Below are 19,187 nucleotides of genomic sequence, written 5' to 3'. Positions count from 1 at the left end.
AGCTCCCCTTCTCACAGTGCCGTCGGTTGTACGGGCAGGCAGAGGTCACCCCATGCGGAGGCTGCCGGCCCGACCGCACACACGCTATCGATAATCGTTTTCATTGTCATCTAAAACAGCGTCACTGCTGTCGGGAACCGCCTTCCGTTGCGTCACTCGCCGGACCGGAGTGGAATTGCATACAGGGGGACCCGGAGGAAGGGGCACGCCATGACCGACAGCGACCGGGGGGACGACGTCTACCAGCCGCAGGAGCCGGAGGCCTCGGACCCCGCTGACCTGCTGGATCTGGAGGACACCCTGGACACGTCCGGGATCGCCGACGTCCTGGACGAGGGCTACTCCCCGCCGGACCGGCCCTGGGCGGTCGACGACGAGGGCACCACCGCCTCGGAGCAGCACACGGGCGAATCCCTCGACCACCGTCTGACCAGGGAGGTTCCCGAGAACTCCGACCCCGCCCGCGACGGTCCCGGCGATCTGGCGGACGGCGACGGGGAGCTCTATGACACGGAAGTGGGGACGGACCGCGCGGGCAGGCTCACGCAGGAGGGCGACGGGCATGTGCCGTCCACCCTCACCGCCCAGGACGTCGGCATCGACGGCGCGGCGGCGTCCGCCGAGGAGGCAGCGATGCATCTGATCCCCGAGGAGCAGGACCTGTTCGGGGAGGAGCCGGCCCGCTGAGGGCGCCGCCCCGGGCCCCCAGTCTCCGTCGGCCTCCCCTTCCGGTGCCCGCCCGCGTACGCATGCGCGTGAGCCCGCACGCCCCCGGTCCGGCTGAGCCCTCCGAGCACGTACGGAACGGCGGACCCCCGTCGTGCAACCATGTGCGCCCATGGCGCGAGGGTGCGCGGACGGACCGGCCGAAATGCGCCGCTGCGCTACCCGTGCCCCCTGAAAACACTTGGACGCCGACCACCCGGCCACGGGAGACTCTTCTCTCCCGGATCTCTTGCCGCCGACGCGTGGCGAGCGCTTCTGCCCGGTGCGGTGCCGCCCCCTTGAGGGGAGAGGCCCCCCATCACGGCGAAGCCCGGAGCAACTGCCCGCGAAACGACATGAGGTCGGCATGGGATCGCAGCAGTCTCACGACACCGGGCCGGGCAAGGGCCCTGTCCGGCTCGCACTCCGCCACTACCTGCGGGAAATCTCCCGCCAGCGCAGACTTTCCGTTCCGGCGCTCGCGCTCCCGGCACTCGGCAACATCGGGATCACATACGTCGCGCCGCTGGTCGTCGCCAAACTCGTCGGCCGGATCGCCGAGGACGGGGCCATAGGCATCCGTGAGGCGCTCCCCTACGTCGGCGTCTTCGCCGGAGTGCTGCTCCTGGCGGAAATCATGTGGCGGGCGGGGCTCCACTGTCTCAACCGCGTCGACGCCCGCGGCATCGAGCACCTGTATGTCACCGGCATGGACGAGCTGTTCGCCAAGGACGCCGCGTTCTTCCAGGACAACTTCGCCGGATCACTGACGAAGAGGGTGCTGAGCTTCGCCTCACGCTTCGAGGAGTTCGTCGATACGCTCACCTTCAACATCGTCGGAAGCCTGGCACCGCTGCTGTTCGGCACGGTGATCCTCTGGAGCTACGACCCCCTGCTGGTGGCCGGCCTGCTGACGATGATCACGCTCACCGCCGTGTGCGCGGCACCGCTCATCCGGCGCCGCCAGAAACTGGTCAACCGGCGTGAGGAGGCCATCGCGAGGGTCTCGGGCCACGTGTCCGACGCACTGATGAACATGGACACCGTGCGCGCCTTCGCCGCCGAGGAGCGCGAGGCCGCCGAACACCGGGCACGGGTCGCGGAGTCCAGGCGGCTGACGCTGCGCTCGTGGGACTACGGCAATCTCCGCATCGACACCCTCGTCGCGCCGCTGTCCGTGCTCACCAACGGGCTGGGACTGCTCCTCGCCGTCGGAATCAGCGCGGGCGGCGGCAGCGTGGAGGCGATCGTGGTCGCCTTCACGTACTACACCGGTTCGACCCGCATCATGTTCGAGTTCAATCAGATCTACCGCCGCCTCGAGAGCTCGATGACCGAGGCCGCGCAGTTCACCGAGCTGCTCCTCATCTCGCCCACCGTCCTCGACCCCGCCACACCCGAGCCGCTGGGCCGGCAGGCCGCGGACGTCCGCTTCGAGCATGTCACCTTCGCCCACGACGGTGGCGATCCGATCTTCGAGGGGCTCGAACTCGACGTGCCGAGCGGGGCGAGGATCGGCCTCGTCGGACGGTCCGGAGGCGGCAAGACCACACTCACCCGGCTGCTGCTGCGGATGGCCGACGTCCAGTCGGGCCGCATCCTGATCGGGGGTCAGGACATCAGCCGACTGCGCCAGTCGGACCTGCGGAGCCTGATCGCCTACGTCCCGCAGGAACCGGCCATGTTCCACCGCACCCTGCGCGAGAACATCCACTTCGCCCGCCCGGACGCCACCGACGCCGAGATCCGCGCCGCCGCCGACGCGGCCCATGTCACCGAGTTCGCCGATCAACTCCCCGCGGGGTTCGACACGATGGTCGGGGAACGCGGCGTCAAGCTCTCCGGCGGACAGCGCCAGCGGGTCGCACTCGCCCGGGCGATTCTGCGCGACGCACCGATCCTGCTGCTGGACGAGGCGACCAGCGCGCTGGACTCCGAGAGCGAGACCCTCGTACAGCAGGCACTCTGGCAGCTGATGGAGGGCCGGACCGCGCTGGTCGTCGCGCACCGTCTGAGTACGGTCGCGGCCATGGACCACCTCATCGTCCTCGACCACGGCCGCATCGTCGAGCAGGGCACGCATCACGAGCTCCTGCACACCGACGGCGCCTACGCCAAGCTCTGGCACCACCAGTCCGGCGGCTTCCTCGTCGACACCGCCAACGGCGAGCCCGCCGCCACGGCTGATCAGGCGCGGTGACGGTGGGGGTCCTTCCGGTTGGTTTGCATCAGGCTGGGCTCGCCTGATCCGGACGAAAGCCCCTCGGTCCCCGGTGCGACACGCATCGGGGACCTCCGGCGACCCGCACGCCGCTTGAGCAAGGAACCGTCAGTGTGCGCCCCGTGGAAGGAACCGTCAGCGTGCGCCCCGTGGAAGGAGCCGTCAGTGTGCGTCCCGCAACCCGAGAACGTATGCCGCGGTCAGTGCCACGGCGCGGTCTTCGTCATGTGACAGATCTGCGAGAGCACGTGCCGCCGTGATTCCCGGGATACCCGCGAGCGCCTCTGTCAGCCGTCGGCGTGCGGACGGTCCAAGGGTGCCGTGGGCGAGACGGTCGACGAGCCCGGTGGCGATCTGATCCGCCAACGCGGGGCGGCTCGCCAGCGCGCTCAGGGCATCGGCCGCATCGACGTCGTTCGTCTCCTCGACGACCATGTCGACGAGCGTCGGGACCGCGTCGGCCACTCCTCGTGCCCCGAGCGCCAACGCGGCATACCTGCGGACCACGATGTCGGAGTTCGTGAGGGCATCTTGCAGCAGTGCGGTCGCCTCACCGTCCGGAAACTCGGCGATGGACCGGACGGCGCGTTTCCGCACCTCCGGTGCCTCTGAGCCGAGGCCCTCCGCCAGCAGGGCCGATCCGACGGCGCCCGACTGCGCCAGAGCCCATCGAAGGGCTCCGGCGACATTCGGGTCCGTTTCGCTCAGCGCTGCCTCGACCAGTGCTTCCACGGGAACCGGAACCTCGTCGACCGAGGACAGGGCCGCGCACTGGCGCATCCCGGCGCTCTTCGACCCCAACGCATGGAGGAGTGCGACGATCTGGAGGACGTCCTCCCACCCGGCCGGTTCCGCCGCACCGATCCGACGGAGTCGCGTGAGCAGCTCCGTCTCGGCTGCGATGCGTTCCCTCGTCCGGCGGACGAGGTCGTCGACGAGGTCCGAAGGCGTGAAGCCGGGATCATCGAGCGCGCGCCCGACGTCACGCAGCGACAGCCCCAGTGACCGCAGGCTCTCGATATGGAAGATCCGCCGGATGTCCTCACTGGAGTACTGGCGATAGCCGGCGTCGGAACGACCCGTCGGGCGCACAAGACCGAGCGAGTCGTAATGCCTGAGCATGCGGGCGCTGACCCCGGACCGCCGTGCCACATCGCCGATCAGCACTGCTATTCATCCCTCCTGACCGGTCGTGCCGAGGGCTACGACGCGCTTCGCCTCCTCGATCGCGAATTCGAATCCGGCGTCCGGGTCGCCCAACAGCTTTTCCGTGGCGATCGCGTGCGCACGCACGCGGGGGTCGAAATCCGTCATCGCAGCGCGCAGAGCAGGCAGAATCACCTCACCGAGCGCGATCAGCGCCCTGCTGAGGCTCAGCTGCGTCTCTCGTTCGCCGCGCCCGAGCTGTGTCGACAATACTGGGGCAAGCTCCTGCTCCTCGCCCTCGGGCACGAGCACGACCGCTGCTCGCCAAGCGCTCCGCGCCACCTCGTCATCGGCGTCGGACAGAAGCGACCGTGTGATCGCCGGCCATGCTTGCCGATCCCCGATCTTGGACAGCGTGTGCAACGCCTGGCTCCGTGCCTGCGCGCGCTCCGAGCGGACCTCCTTGAGGAGCTCCGGGACCGTCATCGACGCCGAGTGGCGGGTGAGCGCCCATGTGAGTATTTCGCGCACGTGAAAATCGGGCTCGATCGCACATCGTTCGATGAGCTTGTCCACACACCGCGGGTCCGGGGTCGTGCCGACCGCCAGCGCTGCCCGCAGCCGCACTGACGAGCGACTGTCCTCCAGCGCCTGAACAGCTCGAATCGTGTCCGTGTCCTGTTTCGACATGGTCATCGGGCCACCTCCTCGGCCACAGTGAAGACCTTGTCACCGTGTCAAGGTCAAGCGAGGCGGCGCCGCTCCTCGCTCTGGGACCCGGGCTGGTGGAACCCGCTCGTGGTACCCGGCTGAGGCATCTCCCGGCCCCGCTCCGAAACCTCCGGCCGCACAGCGGTGCGGTGTCGAGGGCTCATTGACAATCCGAACGATCACGCTGAGACTCGATCGCATGCACGAGGTCCAGCCCCTTCCCAGCGAGCGCTGTCCCCGCCTCGTCCGCGCGTCAAGCGCCGGGTGTTGATCTTCACTCCACCCCTCTCGCCGCAGCGCCCGCTCACCCGCACCTGATCCGGTTCCTCCGTCATGTGCTGTCCGGGCGCGGTGATGTGCCGGTCGTCGGCGCCATCGGCGACGACCGCCTCCCGTCCTGGCCCGGCCTGACCGGTTCGTCGCGGCCGGCCCATGTCGCCGGCCGCGCGGTCTGAGGCCTCGGCAGGACGACGCCCCCTCTTCACCACAGTCCTGGCCTGCCGCGCCCCCGCGCGCGGGCCGATCAGTGATCGGAAGACATGATGAGCCCGAAGTTTCTCTGGTACATCCCCAACACCGTCGAGCCCGGCCACCGGGGCGACGACACCACAACCGGCTGGGGGTCCATCGAGTACTCGACCGAGCTCGCCCGCACGGCGGAGGCGCACGGCTGGAGCGGCGCCCTGCTCGGCACCGGCTGGGGACGCCCCGACACCTTCACCGTGGCCACGGCACTGGCAGCGCGCACCACGACGTTCGAGCCCCTGATCGCGGTGCGCCCCGGATACTGGCAGCCGGCCCACCTCGCAGGTGCGGCAGCCACCCTCGACCAACTCAGCCGTGGACGGGTCCTGTTCAACATCGTCAGCGGACTGGACAACCTCGGCGCGTACGGCGACACCAATGTCGACCCGGCCCAACGGTACGCCCGTACACAGGAGTTCCTTCACCTTCTGCGGCGCCTGTGGACCGAGGAGGACGTCACGTTCAGTGGCGACTTCTTCCAGGTCACCGGCTCCACGGTCGCTCCCCGCCCGTACGCGACCGGCGAGAGAGCACACCCCACGCTCTATTTCGGCGGCGCCTCCCCGGCCGCCGAGCGGGTGTCGGCGGCCGAGGCGGACGTCCAGCTCTTCTGGGGCGAGCCACTCGACGGAGTGGCCGAACGCATCGACCGGCTCAAGGCGTTGAGCGAACAGACGGAACGCCGGCACAAGCCGCTGGAGTTCGGGCTGCGGATCACCACGCTGGTGCGTGACACCACCGAGGAGGCCTGGCAGGCGGCGGAGGAGAAGGTCTCCGCGCTGGCAGCGGCCGACGGGGCCGCCTGGGCGGCCAACCGCAGGACGGCGGTGGGCCAGCAGCGGCTCTTCGACCTCGCCTCGCGGGGGGAGGTGCTCGACACCTGCCTGTACACCACTCCGGGCAGGTTCGGGGCCGGCGGGGCGGCGACCACCTGGCTGGTCGGCTCGCCCGAGGACGTCGCCACGGCGCTGGAGAACTACCGCAAGCTCGGCATCACCCACTTCGTCCTCTCCGACACCCCCTACAAGCAGGAGATCAGCCGCATAGGCGACCAGTTGCTCCCCCTGCTGCGCGAGCCGTCCGTCTGACGGACACGGCGCGCGCAACGCACGACACCGGACGGGCGAAGAAGAACGGCGTGTTGCGTGACGACGCACCCCCTGGACGCCGACTATTTGTATCTGCCAGGCTTTCCGGCGTGATCGACACAGCGCGCATCCCGTCCCGGGCACGTACGGGCGCCGCCGGGTTTCCCGTCCTTCCATGGCGGGCCGGTGGCGGCCCCGGTCCCCGATGCCGTCACGCCTGTCGCTGAGCAGTCGCCCACCTCTGTCTCACCGATCCGATCCCCACGCACCGTGCACGCCGGCTCCATACGGCTGCCCGCGCGCTGTCCGCGTCCCCGCCCCGGAAAGGGAGCAGCATCATGACGACCTACCGGTCCCTCGGCCGTACGGGTGTGAAGGTCAGCCCACTGACACTCGGCGCCATGAATTTCGGCGCCTGGGCGAACCGCGACCACGACGACGCCGTCAAGATCATTCATCAGGCGCTGGATTCGGGTATCAACGTCATCGACACCGCTGACGTCTACTCCCGGGGTGAGAACGAGGAGATCGTGGGCAAGGCCCTCGCGGGTGGGCGTCGCGACGACGTGTTCCTGGCGACCAAGTTCCACGGCCGGGTTGACGACAACCCCCATCACCAGGGCAACTCCCGCCGCTGGATCCTCAAGGCCGTCGAGGACAGCCTGCGCCGCCTGAACACCGATCACATCGACCTGTACCAGGCCCACCGCCCCGATCCCTCCACCGACTTCGAGGAAACCCTCGGAGCCCTCGACGATCTCGTACGGCAGGGGAAGATCCGTTACTTCGGGACCACCACCTTCGAACCCCATCAGATCGTCGAGGGGCAGTGGGCCGCGCAGCGCCTGCGTCTGCAGCGCCCCGTCACCGAACAGCCCCCGTACTCCCTCCTGGCCCGGGCGGCCGAGCGCGCGGTGCTGCCCGTCGCCGAGCGGTACGGCCTTGGCGTCCTGCCCTGGAGTCCGCTGGCCGGCGGCTGGCTGTCCGGCCGCTACCGCAAGGGGGACCCGGCGCACACCGAGTCCAGCCGCCTGGAGCGTCAGCCGCACCGTCACGATCCCGCACTCGAGGCGAACCGGCGCAAGCGCGAGGCGGCGGAACAGCTCGGGGAGCTCGCCGACGAGGCGGGTCTGTCCCTGATCCACCTCGCGCTGGCGTTCGTCCTGGAGCATCCGGCCGTGTCCACTGTGATCATCGGCCCGCGCACCCAGGAACACCTGGCGAGCCAGCTGGGCGCCGCCGATGTCCGCCTGTCGCGCGACGTGCTGGACCGGATCGACGAGATCGTGGCGCCCGGAGTCACGATCAGTCCCGCGGACGAGGGCTACCAGCCCCCGTCCCTGACCGAGGCGTCCACGCGACGCCGGGGGCCGCACGACCGGTGACGACGGTCGCCAGGGCTGCACGGCGGTCGGGGTGGCCTGATGCCTTCCGGCCGCTGTGACACGCCCCGGCCCGGTTCCCGCGCGCATCAGCCTCACCCGGGTCGGGCATGCGAACATGACCGGGCTGCGTACGGATACCCGGCCCGGGCGCCGCCCGTCCGTCCCCGGCACGGGCCCACCCCGGCGCAAGAGCTCGTCGATCGCACAGGAGTGGACCACCGCATGCCCACCACCCCCTCGTCCGAACCCACCGCCCGGATCGGCGTCACCGGACTCGCCGTCATGGGCAGCAATCTCGCCCGTAACTTCGCCCGTCACGGCCACACCGTCGCCGTCCACAACCGCACCGCGGCCCGCACCCGGGCTCTCATCGACGCGCACGGCAAGGAGGGGGACTTCGTCCCCGCCGAGACCGCCGAGGAGTTCGTAGCCTCCCTCCAGAAGCCCCGCCGCATCGTCATCATGGTCAAGGCCGGTGAGCCGACCGACGCCGTCATCGAGGAGTTCGCCGCCCTCCTGGAGGACGGCGACGTCCTCATCGACGGCGGCAACGCCCACTTCCAGGACACCCGGCGACGCGAGAAGGCCCTGCGGGAGCGGGGCATCCACTTCGTCGGGACCGGCATCTCCGGGGGTGAGGAGGGGGCGCTGAACGGGCCGAGCATGATGCCCGGCGGATCGGCGGAGTCCTACACCTCCCTCGGGCCTCTCCTCGAGAGCATCGCCGCCAAGGCCGACGACGGCACGCCCTGCTGCACGCACATCGGGCCGGACGGCGCCGGGCACTTCGTGAAGATGGTGCACAACGTCGCATAGTTTGGCGAAGCCGCAGTTCAGGGCCATGCTCACGGGTTCCCGGTCAGCAATACCCCAGCATGAGTCAGGAAACGCGCACCATGGCAACCCCCCTCGTTCGCGGCATGGGCAGCTTATTCAAGAACTGCCGCTGCACCCGTCAGAATCGCTGCCCCCACCCGTATGCGCTCCGGTACCGGGACGCCTCCGGTCGGCAGCGCGAAGAAACCGGGTATACCACCCAGCAGGACGCGATGGACCGACTGACCAGCGTGTACCACGAGAAGCGGCACATGCCCGAGCGGCAAGCCGCAGCCCAGCGGGAGATCGGTCGCCAGAGGTTCGGGCCCTACGCAGCCTCGTGGCTTACCCGGCAGCGCCACTACACCCCGGGCAGCGTCCGCACGGTGAACCAGGTTCTGAAGAGCCAGATATTTCCCGTCCTCGAGTCTCGGCGCGTCAACACCTTCACGACGACCGTGGTCGAGGACTTCATCATTTCGATGGAGGAACGATCCGTCGGACTGGCCGCACAACAGAACGCCTTCGACACCCTCAAGAAGATCCTGTTGGACGCCCATCGCCGCGGAGGAATATCCACGGACCCGTTCGTCGGCGTCATCTCGCCCGAGTACATCCCGCGCAAGATCGCCATCCCCACACTGGACGAGATCCACGCTCTCAAGGAGCACGGCAGCGACGAACTGCGCGTCGTGATCGATCTCATGCACGGTTGCGGACTACGCAACGGCGAGGCCTACGCCGCGAACCTGGAACGATTCGTGGCAGATGACGTCTACCGCGTCACCGAACAGATAGACGGCCGCACGCGGCGGCCGGCGCGCCTCAAGCATCGGAAGCCGGGCGAGTTTCGCGAATGTCCCCTTCCGCCGACCGTACGGGAGTCCCTCCTCGGCTACGCGCAGGCTGTCGAGATCGGCGCCAACGGCTACCTGCTCCGGGGCCAGAGGTCCCCGCATTGGGGGCACTCGACCATGCAGTACCAGTGATGGATGGCGAGGAAGAAGGCCGGAATCACGCGGAAGCTCAACCCTTACTCCCTGCGCCACTTCTTCGCGTCGAACTGCCTCTCCAAGGGGGTGCCGATCACCGATGTAGCGGAGTGGATGGGCCACAGCAACATCAACATGACCTTCAAGATCTACCGGCATCTGATGCCTGCCTCGGTCGGCCGAGCAGCCCGACTGCTCAACGAAGGACTCTGACGGGCAGGCATGACGAAGGGCCGGGCATCTGCCCGGCCCTTCACGTCGTCTTCTGCTGCTGCTGCGCCCAGCGGTCGAGGTCAGCCACGCAGAACTTCAGCTTGCCCCCGAAGTAGTACCTGGGGATCCCGTGCCGTCGGGACTCTTCGATACATCCATCGTTCCGTCATGTCGAGGTAGATAGCGGCAGCCGCGACTCCAACATAGCGACGCTCCACGTCACGCCTCCTTCATTACGACCAGTCCGAGGAACGGTCTACACGTCATCGACGGCCACACCAACCCAAGATGTCGGCGAGAGACGGACGAGGGCGTCCGGGGAACTCCCCGACACCAAGGCGACCCAAAGGCCACAAACGGCTGAGCGTCGTAGGCTCGAATCCCGTATCAGCACGAAGGTCCGTCAATGTGCCGGACACGGCACGACCGAAGGCAGGGTCATCATGAGTAGCACAGCCCAGATCGGTGTCACCGGACTCGCGGTGATGGGCCGCAACCTGGCCCGCAACTTCGCCCGCAACGGGTACACCGTGGCCCTCCACAACCGCACCGCGGCGAAGACACGCGCCCTCGTCGAGGAGTTCGGCGACGAGGGGGTCTTCGTCGCCACCGAGTCCGCCGAGGACTTCGTCGCGGCACTGGAGCGCCCTCGGCGCTTGGTGGTCATGGTGAAGGCCGGCGACCCGACGGACGCGGTCATCGCCGAGTTCGCCCCGCTCCTCGAACCCGGCGACATGATCATCGACGGTGGCAACGCCCACTTCGCCGACACCCGCCGCCGCGAGAAGGCTCTGCGCGACCAGGGCATCCACTTCGTCGGCACCGGCGTCTCCGGGGGCGAGGAGGGCGCCCTCAACGGGCCCAGCATCATGCCGGGCGGCAGCAAGGAGTCCTACGCCTCCCTGGGCCCGATGCTGGAGAAGATCTCCGCGAAGGCCAAGGACGGCGCCCCCTGCGTCACCCACATCGGCCCTGACGGGGCGGGTCACTTCGTTAAAATGGTACATAACGGGATCGAATATGCCGATATGCAGCTGATCGGCGAGGCGTTCCAGTTGCTGCGCGACGTGGCGGGCTACTCCCCCGCCGAGATCGCGGACATCTTCCGCACCTGGAACACCGGTCGCCTGGACTCGTATCTCATCGAGATCACCGCCGAGGTGCTCTCCCACACCGACGCGGCCACGGACAAGCCCTTCGTGGACGTCGTCCTGGACCAGGCCGAGCAGAAGGGCACCGGCCGCTGGACCGTGCAGATCGCCCTCGACCTGGGCGTCCCCGTCTCCGGCATCGCCGAGGCCGTCTTCGCCCGCTCCGTCTCCGGCCACGCCGCCCTCCGCGAGGCCTCACGCCACCTAGCCGGCCCCACGGCCAGCACCTTGGGCAAGGACGAGGCGGCAGCCTTCGCCGACCAGGTCGAACAGGCCCTGTACGCCTCCAAGATCGTCTCGTACACCCAGGGCTTCCACCAGATCGCTGCCGGCAGCGATCAGTACGACTGGAACGTCGACCTGGGCAAGGTCGCGGCGATCTGGCGCGGCGGATGCATCATCCGGGCCGCGTTCCTCGACAGGATCACCAGCGCCTACGAGGCGCAGCCCCAGCTGCCCAGCCTGCTCGCCGACAAGAGCTTCGCCGAGGAGATCGCCGCCGCGCAGGACGACTGGCGCACCGTGATCGCCACCGCCGTCACCCAGGGCGTCCCCACCCCCGCCTTCGCCGCCACCCTCGCCTACTACGACTCCCTGCGCGCCGAACGCCTCCCCGCCGCCCTCACCCAGGGCCAACGCGACTACTTCGGCGCACACACCTACCACCGCACCGACCGCAAGGGCACCTTCCACACCCTCTGGGGCGGCGACAAAACCGAAACCGAAAGCTGACCGACCACCCAACGAAAAGCGACGCCGGAGCAGAATCGCCTCAGAGGCGATCGGGAGGCAGAAGAGAACAGAGGAGATGGACGGGACCAGCTCCCGTCCATCGCACCCCGGCGCACAAGGACACAAGCGAGAGGAACGCCCCGACCCACAGCTGGCACTTATGTTCCCTTGTACGCGGAGTACAAGGAACCGCTGTACGCCGCTCCCCCGCTGCTCCAGCGGATAGTCGACGCGGGCCGGCTCGGCCGCAAGACGGGGTCGGGGTTCTACCCGTACGACTGACCGCCCGCCCGCGGGCCCGGCGCTCACGCCGCCGGGCCCGCAGGGGGACGTTCATCGAGGTCAGGGCCGTGTGCGGCCCTGAAGGGCCTCTTGTTCTACTGCCGACCCGGCATCCTGCCGGAGCGCTACGGATCAACTGCGCGAGCCCGAAGCCCTGAGCCTTTCAGCGCTGTCGCAGTCTTCCGTGCTTGTACTGCAAAAACTCCCTCGGATGTCCCTCCGACAGAGCTGAAATTCCCTGAAAAGTCCCTGGCGACTCGGACCCCGGACCTACGCACTACGAGACCGCGAGCGATCTGCCACCTGGTGACGTATTCCCTGATCAGAGCACGCACAGCAGGTTGACCTGCGCCACCCCCTAATGCACTGCCCAAAGGCGTCCGTCACCGGCTGGCCACCGGTGGATCCGCCAGTGGCCTACCGGCGCGACCCCACTTGAGCTGGCCGCGTCAGGTCACCCGTTCGTAGCGACGAGCACCAGTCGCTGTCGCATTCTTCCAAGTCGGGGTGGCAGGTCAGCTGGTGTAGACGACTTGGAGGCCGTACACGCGTCCGTCTACGACGTATGCAGGGGCAATGAGGAACCGGACACGTTGCCGAGGGTCACAGGCGGGCCAGGGTTCCTGTTGTCAGGGTCCTCTATGCGTCGGTCCAGCGGATCGGGTGACCGGATTGATCGGCGGTCAGCCAGGATCCGTCTCCGAGGGGCTGGATGTCGTAGGGATTCTCCGCGTGAGCATCGAACGCAGCTTGGACCTGACCGGAGCGCACATCGACGCGGTAGTGGCGGAACCACTCCTGCTCGTCCTCAGTTTCGCCGGCCAGGGTGACGATGACGGTGTCCTGGTTCAGGTAGCCGCCGCTCCATTCCACACAGATCTCGTCCGGGTCGTGTCCGAAGGCGTCGACGGAGAGGATGGACGTCACCTCGCCGTCCGGGTAGGTGTGGATGGCGACGTCGGCCTGCTCGTGGTCGACGGTCATGAACTGGCGTCCGTCGGGCGCCAGGTCGATGAGGCACCGGTCGCTCCAGGGATAGCGGATGAGATCCATCCGGCCCTCGGCCACCGACGCGCGGTAGATGACCGAGCCGTCCTGCCCTTCTCCCACATCGAGGAACACCTGATCGCCCGCTGGGTGCAACAGATGCTGACCACCATGGCCGACTGTCTCCAGATCCGCCTGCGCGATGACCGCTCCTGTCCCAACGTCCAGGGCAACCCACTGATCGGGGCGGTTACGACCGGCCATGGCATCAGGCCGGTAAACCCAGACCACAAGTCCGTCCAACGACAGCACGCAGCTGGGCCGGTGCCCGAATTGCTGGTCTGACTGCGGCTCGAACTCCGACCGCCAGACTTCGGTCCCGTCTGCTGTCACGCAGACAACTGCGTTCAGGGTCGTGTAGTAGGCGCGCTGGAGATCTGCGGGAACGGCGTGGTCGACGACGTCATCCTCGGCAGACGGCCGACAGATCATGGCGGGTGACAGCACACCCCCGACATCGGCAGCCAGGTCATAGGCGCAGATGCTTCCGTCAACGAGCCGCGTGATGACCTGGAGGGGTCGAGTGGATTGAGCCATGTCAGGAGGTTAGCCTCCAGCCGATCTTCAAGAAGCCATCGTTTTCTGAAGGTCTGGCGCTCAAGACCGAACAGCAGCGACACGCCTTCAAAAACTCCTTCAGAAACCCCGGACTTCAACAACCCTCTGCACACCGTTTCTTGAGAAGATCTCGTGCATGAACGCGCCCCTGGAGCCCTCCGAACTCCTCACGCCCTCGCCCGCCGTCCTCACCGACATCCGGATCGGCTACGCGAGGGTGTCGACCGGCGGGCAGAAGCTCGACCGCCAGATCGACGCGCTCACCACGGCGGGATGCCGCCACACTTCGCCGACAAGAAGTCCGGCAAGAACGACCTGCGACCCGAGCTGAAGGCGTGCCACGCCTTCCTCGCCCCTGGCGACACCCTCGTCGTCCCCTCGCTCGACCGCTACGGCCGCAGCCTCCAGGACCTCGTCAACATGGTCGTCGAGCTGCGTGAGCGCGGCGTCGGCTTCCAGTCCCTGCACGAGGCACTCGACACCACCACCCCCGGCGGGCGCCTGATCTTCCACGTCTTCACCGCCCTCGCCGAGTTCATCCGCGAACTCATCGTCGCCGGCACCCACGAGGGCCTCGCAGCCGCCCGTGCCCGCGGCAAGGTCGGCGGACGCCCCACCGTCGTCAACGAGGACCTCATCCGCGCAGCCCGCGACATGCTGCCCAACCCGGAGAACAGCGTCACCACCATCGCCAAGATCCTGGGCGTCTCCGTCGGCACGCTGTACAGGGAGCCTTCAAGGGCGTCAAGATACCGATGAACGTGCTGGACTTCGGAGCGAAGGCAGCAGACTCCTGGAAGCGTGCGGACGACATCATCGCCCACGTCGGAGGGACTGCGAAACTGGGCGACGACGCCGAGGAATGGGCAGTGCGGAACATCGGAGCCCTCGGCAGCAAGGCACACGCGATTCACATCACCGCGGACACTTTGGCGGATCGCTTCGCGGTCGCCGTGGCCAAGGAGTTCGGCGACCGCAACCTGTACCGAGCCGGCGCGGGGGTTACGGACATGGTCTTTCAGAAGGCGATGCCCCAGCTGATCGAAAGCACCCCGCTGGGACGTATCCCCGCGCTCGCAGACTCCGTCCGGCCCATCGTCGACGGCGCAGGGGAAACGGTCGGCCGCTATATCGATCCCCGATCCTGGACTGCCCGCGGCTACGAGGCGGCCCTCGGCGCGAAGAACCTGTACAAGGAAGGCGTACGCGTGGCGACCGATCCGGTCCAGTACGGATCCGAGAAGATCCACGAGAAAATCGACCAGGCGAGAGAGACAGCGGGCGACGTCTTCGGCCGCCTCTCGGACGCCAACCCCTTTGGATGACACCGTGGACCACACTCCGTACTCGTTCCTCGTCTCCGTGAACAATCCCGTCCCGGTGCCCGACCCGGCGCAGGCACACCTACCACCCGACGCCGAAATGACCTCGACGATCCGGCTGTCGACCCCCCGACGCCCTGAAGACACCCCGCTGGCACGCGTCTTCACCCCCCGCAGTGCACAGCGCCTCGGCCTCCAGGTGCCCGCGCCTTTCTGGATCCACTGCGGACCGGACAGTCGACTGTGGTGTTCGGTGCGTTCCGTCGCTCCGGACGTCTATGACGTCTGCACAGCCGACGGCGCCCCCCTGGCCACCATCACCCGCCGAGCCGCGGGCCTCCTGCCCTGGCCTCGGCGCGCCCGATGGTCGGCGCTGATCACCAACGCGCCACGGCCGGTCACGGGAAAGGTGGGCACCTGGTACGCGTGGCTCATCTACGTGGCGACAGCCCCCGTATGGCTCCTCTTCGCGCTCTGCGTGATGGTCTACTCGTTCTTCGACGGCACCCCGGACGACCACACCTTCAAAAGCCCGTGTCGGACCCGCTGGCGCGCACCCGGCACGGGCACGGCACTGGACTACCGAGGCATCAGCAAGACCTATCGTCTCGACCCCCAGCGCCTGGACACCCGAGTCGCTTACGCTCTGGCAGTCGTCCAGACCTGGGAACGTGCTGGCCGAGCCGAGCAAAAGGTGGGATGAACCAACTCCGGGCCCACCCCGTGGCGGGGTGGTTGTCAGGCGCCCCAGCCGACGGACGAGACGAATGGTGTACCCGCCGAAGTCGGTGCCGATGTCCTGGATGATCTCGTCCCAGATGGCGTCTGGTTCCTGGGGGGCCCTGCCCTCGAGTCAGGCGTCAACGGAAAGGTCCGCACACCGCAGGCCACGCTCCGGCGCCCAGAATGTTGCGGCATCACGTCAACATGCTCGGCCGGCACTCGTTCCAGCTGCCGACCTGCCTGGCGACCGCGCGGGGATCAATACAGACACCGGGCCAATTCGCTCTCGCTCGATGACCATCCGCCGGTTACTCCCGCCTGCACCGGCACACGTTCAACGTCCTCACCGGCTCCCCGGAACGGGCTCCTCACTCCTCCCCAAGACGCGGCCGGAACACAGACGGGGTGCTTCCTCGTACGTGTCCCCGCCCGAGGTTCCGGAGGGTTGCTCACAGGGCTCACGCCCGGAGCGAGCAGTCGTCGGCCGGGGCCGGCGCGGGCAGGCAGGCACTGTCCGCCCGACGTCAGGCTGATGACCCGCTGTCGACTACCAGGTCGGTGCCGACCAGCGACCCGGCCGCAGGCGAGGCGAGGTAGAGCACCGCGGCCGCCACTTCCTCGGCCTCCGCGACCCGGCCGAGCGGGTTCTCCGACTTCATGCGCTCGGCACGGTCGGCCTCGGTCTCGCCGGGCCGCAGTGACATGGGGGCGGCGGAGGCGCCCGGGCTGACCGCGTTGATGCGGATGCCCTGGTGGATGTGGTCGAGAGCGGCGGCGCGGGTCAGCGCGGATACCGCTGCCTTCGAGGTGATGTACGCGGCGGTGTTCGGGATGCGCAGGTGCGCGCCGAGGTTGGAGGAGATGTTGACGATGACCCCTCCGCCGTTTTCCTTCATGTGCGCGATCTCGTGCTTCATGGCCAGCCAGACGCCGGTGACATTGGTCCGCAGCACGGCGTCCCAGTCCTCCTCACTCACGTCTCCGACCGGTACGGTGCCGCGGAGTATCCCTGCGTTGTTTACCGCGATGTCCAGTGCGCCGAAGCGGCTGGCGCTCTCGCGCACGAGGTCCTGGAGCAGGACGGAATCCGTGACATCGGCCGTGACGGCCACGGCGGTGCCGCCGTCGGCCTCGATGAGGCCCACTGTCTCGTCCAGGGGGGCCGCGGTGCGCCCAGCGGCGACCACGGATGCGCCTTCGGCGGCGAAGGCGAGGGCGATCGCGCGGCCGAGCCCAGAGCCTGCGCCGGAGACGAGCACGGTCTTTCCGGTGAAGCGGTTCATTTCTGCGTCCTCTTCGATCGATGGGTCAGTCAGTGCGGTGGTTGAGGAGTGCGGCGACGGCCAGGGCCGCCCCCGTGGCGGCCAGGGACCATGCGTCGCCGTCGAGTGTGAGCAGGAGGGCGAACAGGACGGTGGGGCCGAGCTCCATCGCGCTGTTCATCACGCCGCCCGCCAGCCCGGTCTGCTGCTGCGGTACGCCCTGGGTCGCGAGCACGGCGGCTCCCCCGAAGGAGGCCGCGGTGCCGACTGGCAGCAGTACGAGGCCAGGCAGCAGTCCGTACGCGTACGGGGTATGTGCATCGAGTCCGGTAGCGGCGAGGAGAGCGAGCCCTGCCGCAGCGGTCCCGAGCCCGGCGGTCGTAAGCGCCCGGGCCCCGTAACGGACGATCAGCGGCCCCGCCGCCCGGCCCGAGGCGAGCAGCGCGAAGGCGAACGGCACGAAAGCCGCTGATGTCTGCAGTGGTGACCAGTCGCGTGTCTGCTGGAGGTAGAACGAGAGGACCACGAAGGTCATCGAGGTCCCGCAGGCGCTCAGCGCGATGGCTGCGAGGGCGAGGGCTCGCTTCCGCTCCAGCAGGAAGCGAGCCGGCAGCAGGGGGTCGCGGACGCAGCGCTCGGAGTACAGGAACGCGGTCAGCAGCGTGGCTCCTCCCAGCAATGGCACGAGCACGCCCACCGAAGACCAGGGCCGGGCGTCGGTAAGGACGAGTCCGTAGCTGGCGAGGGTCGTTCCGGCTGCGGCAAGAAGGGCACCGGGCAGGTCGAGAGTCCTGTCCGGGTCCGGCGCGGTGCGCGGAAGCAGCCGGGAGGTGAGAGCGAGCGCCCCGACGGCGACCGCGAGCGGCACGACGAAGGTCCAACGCCAGGAGAGCAGCGACACGATGACGCCGGCGAGCAGATTACCGGCGGTCGCACCGAGTACGGAGAGGCCGCCCCAGGTGGCCATCGCCTTGCCGTACGCAGCGAGGGACGGGACTGCGGCGCGAAGTACCGCCATCGCGGCTGGCGCCACGAGTGCCGCGCCAGTGCCCTGCGCGAAACGCGCGACGAGCAGTAATTCGATGCCGGAAGAGAACGGGGCAGCGGCCGACGCGGTCGCGAAGAGTGCCAGGCCTGCGACGAGGGTACGCCGCCCGCCGTAGCGGTCGGCGAGCCGGCCTCCGAAGAGCAGCAGCCCGGCGAAGGCCAATCCGTATGCGGTACTGAGCAGGACTAAGTCGTGGCGCTGCAGGCCGAGTTCACGCCCGATCTGAGGCAGTGGTACAGCGATCACGGTCAGCGTGAATATGAGCGTGGTCTGGATGCTGCCGAGAAGGACGAAGGCGTGTCGGTGCCGCACCTCGGCAGCGTGGGTGGCTTCCCCAGCGGTCAACGCCACTCCCATATTTGATCGAACGGTCTATTATTTGGCCATGCGAGATGCGTCATGCGGCGAGAAGCGAGAGCTCGCGGTCCTCCGGTGGGGGCAATCAATCCAGCAGAGTGAGTGCCTGTTCGGCCGCGTCCTGCACCCGGGCTGGATCGCTTGACGCCTTGCCGACGATTCGTATGCCCTGCAGCAGGACGAGCAGCGTGCGAGCGAGAGCGCGCGGGTCGCGGTCCTGCGGCAGTTCACCCTGCGCCTGGGCCCGCACGAGCGCGGCGTGGAGCGGGGTTTCGACGTGCTCCCAGCTGATCTCGACCCGACGGGCCGCCGCGAGGTCGTGTGGAGCGAGTTCCGCCGCGGTGTTGGTGATGAGGCAGCCGTACAGCCGGTCCTCGGGGGAGGCGGCTTCCGAGGCGAAGCGGCGTACCACCGCGCGCACGGCGGGCAGTGCGGGGCCTGGCTGCGACAGCTCGGCGAGGAGGGAAGGGTCGCGCCCCTCGGTGTAACGGTCCATGGCCTTCAGGTACAGCTCGTGCTTGTTACCGAAGGTGGCGTAGATGCTGGCGCGGCCGATGCCGAGGTGCTCGACGAGGTCGGCCATCGATGTCGCTTCGTAACCGCGTCGCCAGAACAGCTCGAGGGCCGACTGCAGCGCGGCATCCGGATCGAATTCCTTGGTCCTGGCCATACCTGAACCTTAGAACTATTCAGAACGATCGGTCAACAAATATTTGCCGCTCACGCGCGTCGGGGTGGTGCGACGCGGCCACGCGCCGCACTCTCTGGTGCGCGGCGCATCGAAAACGGAACTCGGGCGGTCTGGCTGCTCGGCCCCGATTCCCGTCCGCTCCGGATCGAGCGCCGCTTGGCTCTTCAGGTCAAGGTCGGGATCTGCTGTCGGCGTCTGGCCAGCTGGACAGG

The 19,187-nt window shown here is 68.3% G+C and carries 18 protein-coding genes and 2 pseudogenes; 14 read left to right on the top strand and 6 right to left on the bottom strand.

Annotated features, from left to right (window positions below; genetic code table 11):
* Positions 1–210: 210 nt before the first annotated feature.
* Positions 211–687 carry a DUF5709 domain-containing protein gene (locus ACFWFI_RS03920; protein ID WP_387385095.1) on the top strand — a complete coding sequence of 159 codons (477 nt, stop codon included), beginning with the start codon at positions 211–213 and terminating at the stop codon, positions 685–687.
* A gap of 385 nt (positions 688–1,072) precedes the next feature.
* Positions 1,073–2,905 carry an ABC transporter ATP-binding protein gene (locus ACFWFI_RS03915; RefSeq protein WP_387385093.1) on the top strand — a complete coding sequence of 611 codons (1,833 nt, stop codon included), beginning with the start codon at positions 1,073–1,075 and terminating at the stop codon, positions 2,903–2,905.
* Positions 2,906–3,088: 183 nt separating this feature from the next.
* Here ACFWFI_RS03915 and ACFWFI_RS03910 read toward each other — a convergent pair whose 3' ends face one another.
* Both ACFWFI_RS03910 and ACFWFI_RS03905 read right to left on the bottom strand, forming a co-directional pair.
* Entirely contained in the window at positions 3,089–4,093 is a 1,005-nt protein-coding gene (locus ACFWFI_RS03910; RefSeq protein ID WP_387385090.1) for a HEAT repeat domain-containing protein, read from the bottom strand.
* Positions 4,094–4,099: 6 nt separating this feature from the next.
* On the bottom strand, positions 4,100–4,768 hold the full coding sequence (locus ACFWFI_RS03905; protein ID WP_387385088.1) for a HEAT repeat domain-containing protein: 669 nt from the start codon (positions 4,766–4,768) through the stop codon (positions 4,100–4,102).
* Positions 4,769–5,322: 554 nt separating this feature from the next.
* Here ACFWFI_RS03905 and ACFWFI_RS03900 point away from each other — a divergent pair.
* The 7 genes and pseudogenes from ACFWFI_RS03900 to ACFWFI_RS03870 form a co-directional block, all read left to right on the top strand.
* The gene (locus ACFWFI_RS03900) at positions 5,323–6,396 is read left to right on the top strand and encodes an LLM class flavin-dependent oxidoreductase (RefSeq protein ID WP_387385086.1); all 1,074 of its coding nucleotides are present in this window, start codon (positions 5,323–5,325) and stop codon (positions 6,394–6,396) included.
* Between the two features lie 338 nt (positions 6,397–6,734).
* Entirely contained in the window at positions 6,735–7,781 is a 1,047-nt protein-coding gene (locus tag ACFWFI_RS03895) for an aldo/keto reductase (protein WP_387385083.1), read from the top strand.
* Positions 7,782–8,003: 222 nt separating this feature from the next.
* Positions 8,004–8,588, top strand: a pseudogene (locus ACFWFI_RS03890) (NAD(P)-binding domain-containing protein); the annotation flags it as partial.
* 68 nt (positions 8,589–8,656) lie between these two features.
* Positions 8,657–9,586 (top strand): tyrosine-type recombinase/integrase, encoded by a 930-nt coding sequence (locus ACFWFI_RS03885; protein ID WP_387385080.1) that lies wholly within the window; start codon positions 8,657–8,659, stop codon positions 9,584–9,586.
* A gap of 3 nt (positions 9,587–9,589) precedes the next feature.
* On the top strand, positions 9,590–9,802 hold the full coding sequence (locus tag ACFWFI_RS03880; RefSeq protein ID WP_387385077.1) for a tyrosine-type recombinase/integrase: 213 nt from the start codon (positions 9,590–9,592) through the stop codon (positions 9,800–9,802).
* Between the two features lie 443 nt (positions 9,803–10,245).
* Positions 10,246–11,685, top strand: coding sequence for an NADP-dependent phosphogluconate dehydrogenase (gene gndA, locus ACFWFI_RS03875; protein ID WP_387385074.1), 1,440 nt, complete (start codon positions 10,246–10,248; stop codon positions 11,683–11,685).
* Positions 11,686–11,853: 168 nt separating this feature from the next.
* Positions 11,854–11,967, top strand: a pseudogene (locus ACFWFI_RS03870) (3-hydroxyacyl-CoA dehydrogenase family protein); the annotation flags it as partial.
* A 639-nt stretch (positions 11,968–12,606) separates the two neighbouring features.
* On the opposite strand, the gene ACFWFI_RS03865 reads toward ACFWFI_RS03870, so the two are convergent.
* Positions 12,607–13,551: a hypothetical protein gene (locus tag ACFWFI_RS03865; RefSeq protein ID WP_387385071.1), complete on the bottom strand. Its 945-nt coding sequence runs from the start codon at positions 13,549–13,551 to the stop codon at positions 12,607–12,609.
* A gap of 157 nt (positions 13,552–13,708) precedes the next feature.
* Here ACFWFI_RS03865 and ACFWFI_RS03860 point away from each other — a divergent pair, with 157 nt between their 5' ends.
* Genes ACFWFI_RS03860 through ACFWFI_RS03845 form a run of 4 tightly spaced genes read left to right on the top strand, consistent with a single transcriptional unit; the run spans position 13,709 to position 15,597 of the window.
* Complete coding sequence (locus tag ACFWFI_RS03860; RefSeq protein ID WP_387385068.1) at positions 13,709–13,903, top strand: recombinase family protein; 195 nt, start codon at positions 13,709–13,711, stop codon at positions 13,901–13,903.
* A complete protein-coding gene (locus ACFWFI_RS03855; protein ID WP_387385066.1) occupies positions 13,846–14,331 on the top strand; it encodes a recombinase family protein in 486 nt (161 codons plus the stop codon). Before ACFWFI_RS03860 ends, ACFWFI_RS03855 begins: the two co-directional genes overlap by 58 nt.
* On the top strand, positions 14,328–14,897 hold the full coding sequence (locus ACFWFI_RS03850; RefSeq protein ID WP_387385064.1) for a hypothetical protein: 570 nt from the start codon (positions 14,328–14,330) through the stop codon (positions 14,895–14,897). Before ACFWFI_RS03855 ends, ACFWFI_RS03850 begins: the two co-directional genes overlap by 4 nt.
* A 4-nt stretch (positions 14,898–14,901) precedes the next feature.
* A complete protein-coding gene (locus ACFWFI_RS03845; protein ID WP_387385062.1) occupies positions 14,902–15,597 on the top strand; it encodes a hypothetical protein in 696 nt (231 codons plus the stop codon).
* A 544-nt stretch (positions 15,598–16,141) separates the two neighbouring features.
* On the opposite strand, the gene ACFWFI_RS03840 is transcribed toward ACFWFI_RS03845, so the two are convergent.
* Entirely contained in the window at positions 16,142–16,900 is a 759-nt protein-coding gene (locus ACFWFI_RS03840; RefSeq protein WP_387385061.1) for an SDR family NAD(P)-dependent oxidoreductase, read from the bottom strand.
* A gap of 25 nt (positions 16,901–16,925) precedes the next feature.
* Complete coding sequence (locus ACFWFI_RS03835) at positions 16,926–18,173, bottom strand: MFS transporter (RefSeq protein WP_387385136.1); 1,248 nt, start codon at positions 18,171–18,173, stop codon at positions 16,926–16,928.
* Here ACFWFI_RS03835 and ACFWFI_RS03830 point away from each other — a divergent pair.
* Positions 18,120–18,290: a hypothetical protein gene (locus ACFWFI_RS03830; protein ID WP_387385144.1), complete on the top strand. Its 171-nt coding sequence runs from the start codon at positions 18,120–18,122 to the stop codon at positions 18,288–18,290. The genes ACFWFI_RS03835 and ACFWFI_RS03830 overlap by 54 nt on opposite strands.
* A 79-nt stretch (positions 18,291–18,369) precedes the next feature.
* Here the strand turns inward: ACFWFI_RS03830 and ACFWFI_RS03825 are convergent, their stop codons facing one another.
* Complete coding sequence (locus ACFWFI_RS03825; RefSeq protein ID WP_387385058.1) at positions 18,370–18,954, bottom strand: TetR/AcrR family transcriptional regulator; 585 nt, start codon at positions 18,952–18,954, stop codon at positions 18,370–18,372.
* Positions 18,955–19,187: the final 233 nt, after the last annotated feature.

Source organism: Streptomyces sp. NPDC060209, from assembly GCF_042728155.1.
In the GTDB taxonomy this organism is placed as follows: Bacteria; Actinomycetota; Actinomycetes; order Streptomycetales; family Streptomycetaceae; genus Streptomyces.
Note: the sequence above shows the minus strand (reverse complement) of the source record. Positions and strands in the feature narration are given on the sequence as shown.

What these genes read in the sequence shown, in the direction of transcription:
- ACFWFI_RS03885 (WP_387385080.1), top strand. Translation starts at nt 8,657, where the DNA reads ATGAGTCAGGAAACGCGCACCATGGCAACCCCCCTCGTTCGCGGCATG.
- ACFWFI_RS03855 (WP_387385066.1), top strand. Translation starts at nt 13,846, where the DNA reads ATGCCGCCACACTTCGCCGACAAGAAGTCCGGCAAGAACGACCTGCGA.
- ACFWFI_RS03920 (WP_387385095.1), top strand. Translation starts at nt 211, where the DNA reads ATGACCGACAGCGACCGGGGGGACGACGTCTACCAGCCGCAGGAGCCG.
- ACFWFI_RS03880 (WP_387385077.1), top strand. Translation starts at nt 9,590, where the DNA reads ATGGCGAGGAAGAAGGCCGGAATCACGCGGAAGCTCAACCCTTACTCC.
- ACFWFI_RS03900 (WP_387385086.1), top strand. Translation starts at nt 5,323, where the DNA reads ATGATGAGCCCGAAGTTTCTCTGGTACATCCCCAACACCGTCGAGCCC.
- ACFWFI_RS03860 (WP_387385068.1), top strand. Translation starts at nt 13,709, where the DNA reads ATGAACGCGCCCCTGGAGCCCTCCGAACTCCTCACGCCCTCGCCCGCC.
- ACFWFI_RS03865 (WP_387385071.1), bottom strand. Translation starts at nt 13,551, where the DNA reads ATGGCTCAATCCACTCGACCCCTCCAGGTCATCACGCGGCTCGTTGAC.
- gndA (WP_387385074.1), top strand. Translation starts at nt 10,246, where the DNA reads ATGAGTAGCACAGCCCAGATCGGTGTCACCGGACTCGCGGTGATGGGC.
- ACFWFI_RS03840 (WP_387385061.1), bottom strand. Translation starts at nt 16,900, where the DNA reads ATGAACCGCTTCACCGGAAAGACCGTGCTCGTCTCCGGCGCAGGCTCT.
- ACFWFI_RS03895 (WP_387385083.1), top strand. Translation starts at nt 6,735, where the DNA reads ATGACGACCTACCGGTCCCTCGGCCGTACGGGTGTGAAGGTCAGCCCA.
- ACFWFI_RS03825 (WP_387385058.1), bottom strand. Translation starts at nt 18,954, where the DNA reads ATGGCCAGGACCAAGGAATTCGATCCGGATGCCGCGCTGCAGTCGGCC.
- ACFWFI_RS03915 (WP_387385093.1), top strand. Translation starts at nt 1,073, where the DNA reads ATGGGATCGCAGCAGTCTCACGACACCGGGCCGGGCAAGGGCCCTGTC.
- ACFWFI_RS03905 (WP_387385088.1), bottom strand. Translation starts at nt 4,768, where the DNA reads ATGACCATGTCGAAACAGGACACGGACACGATTCGAGCTGTTCAGGCG.
- ACFWFI_RS03850 (WP_387385064.1), top strand. Translation starts at nt 14,328, where the DNA reads ATGAACGTGCTGGACTTCGGAGCGAAGGCAGCAGACTCCTGGAAGCGT.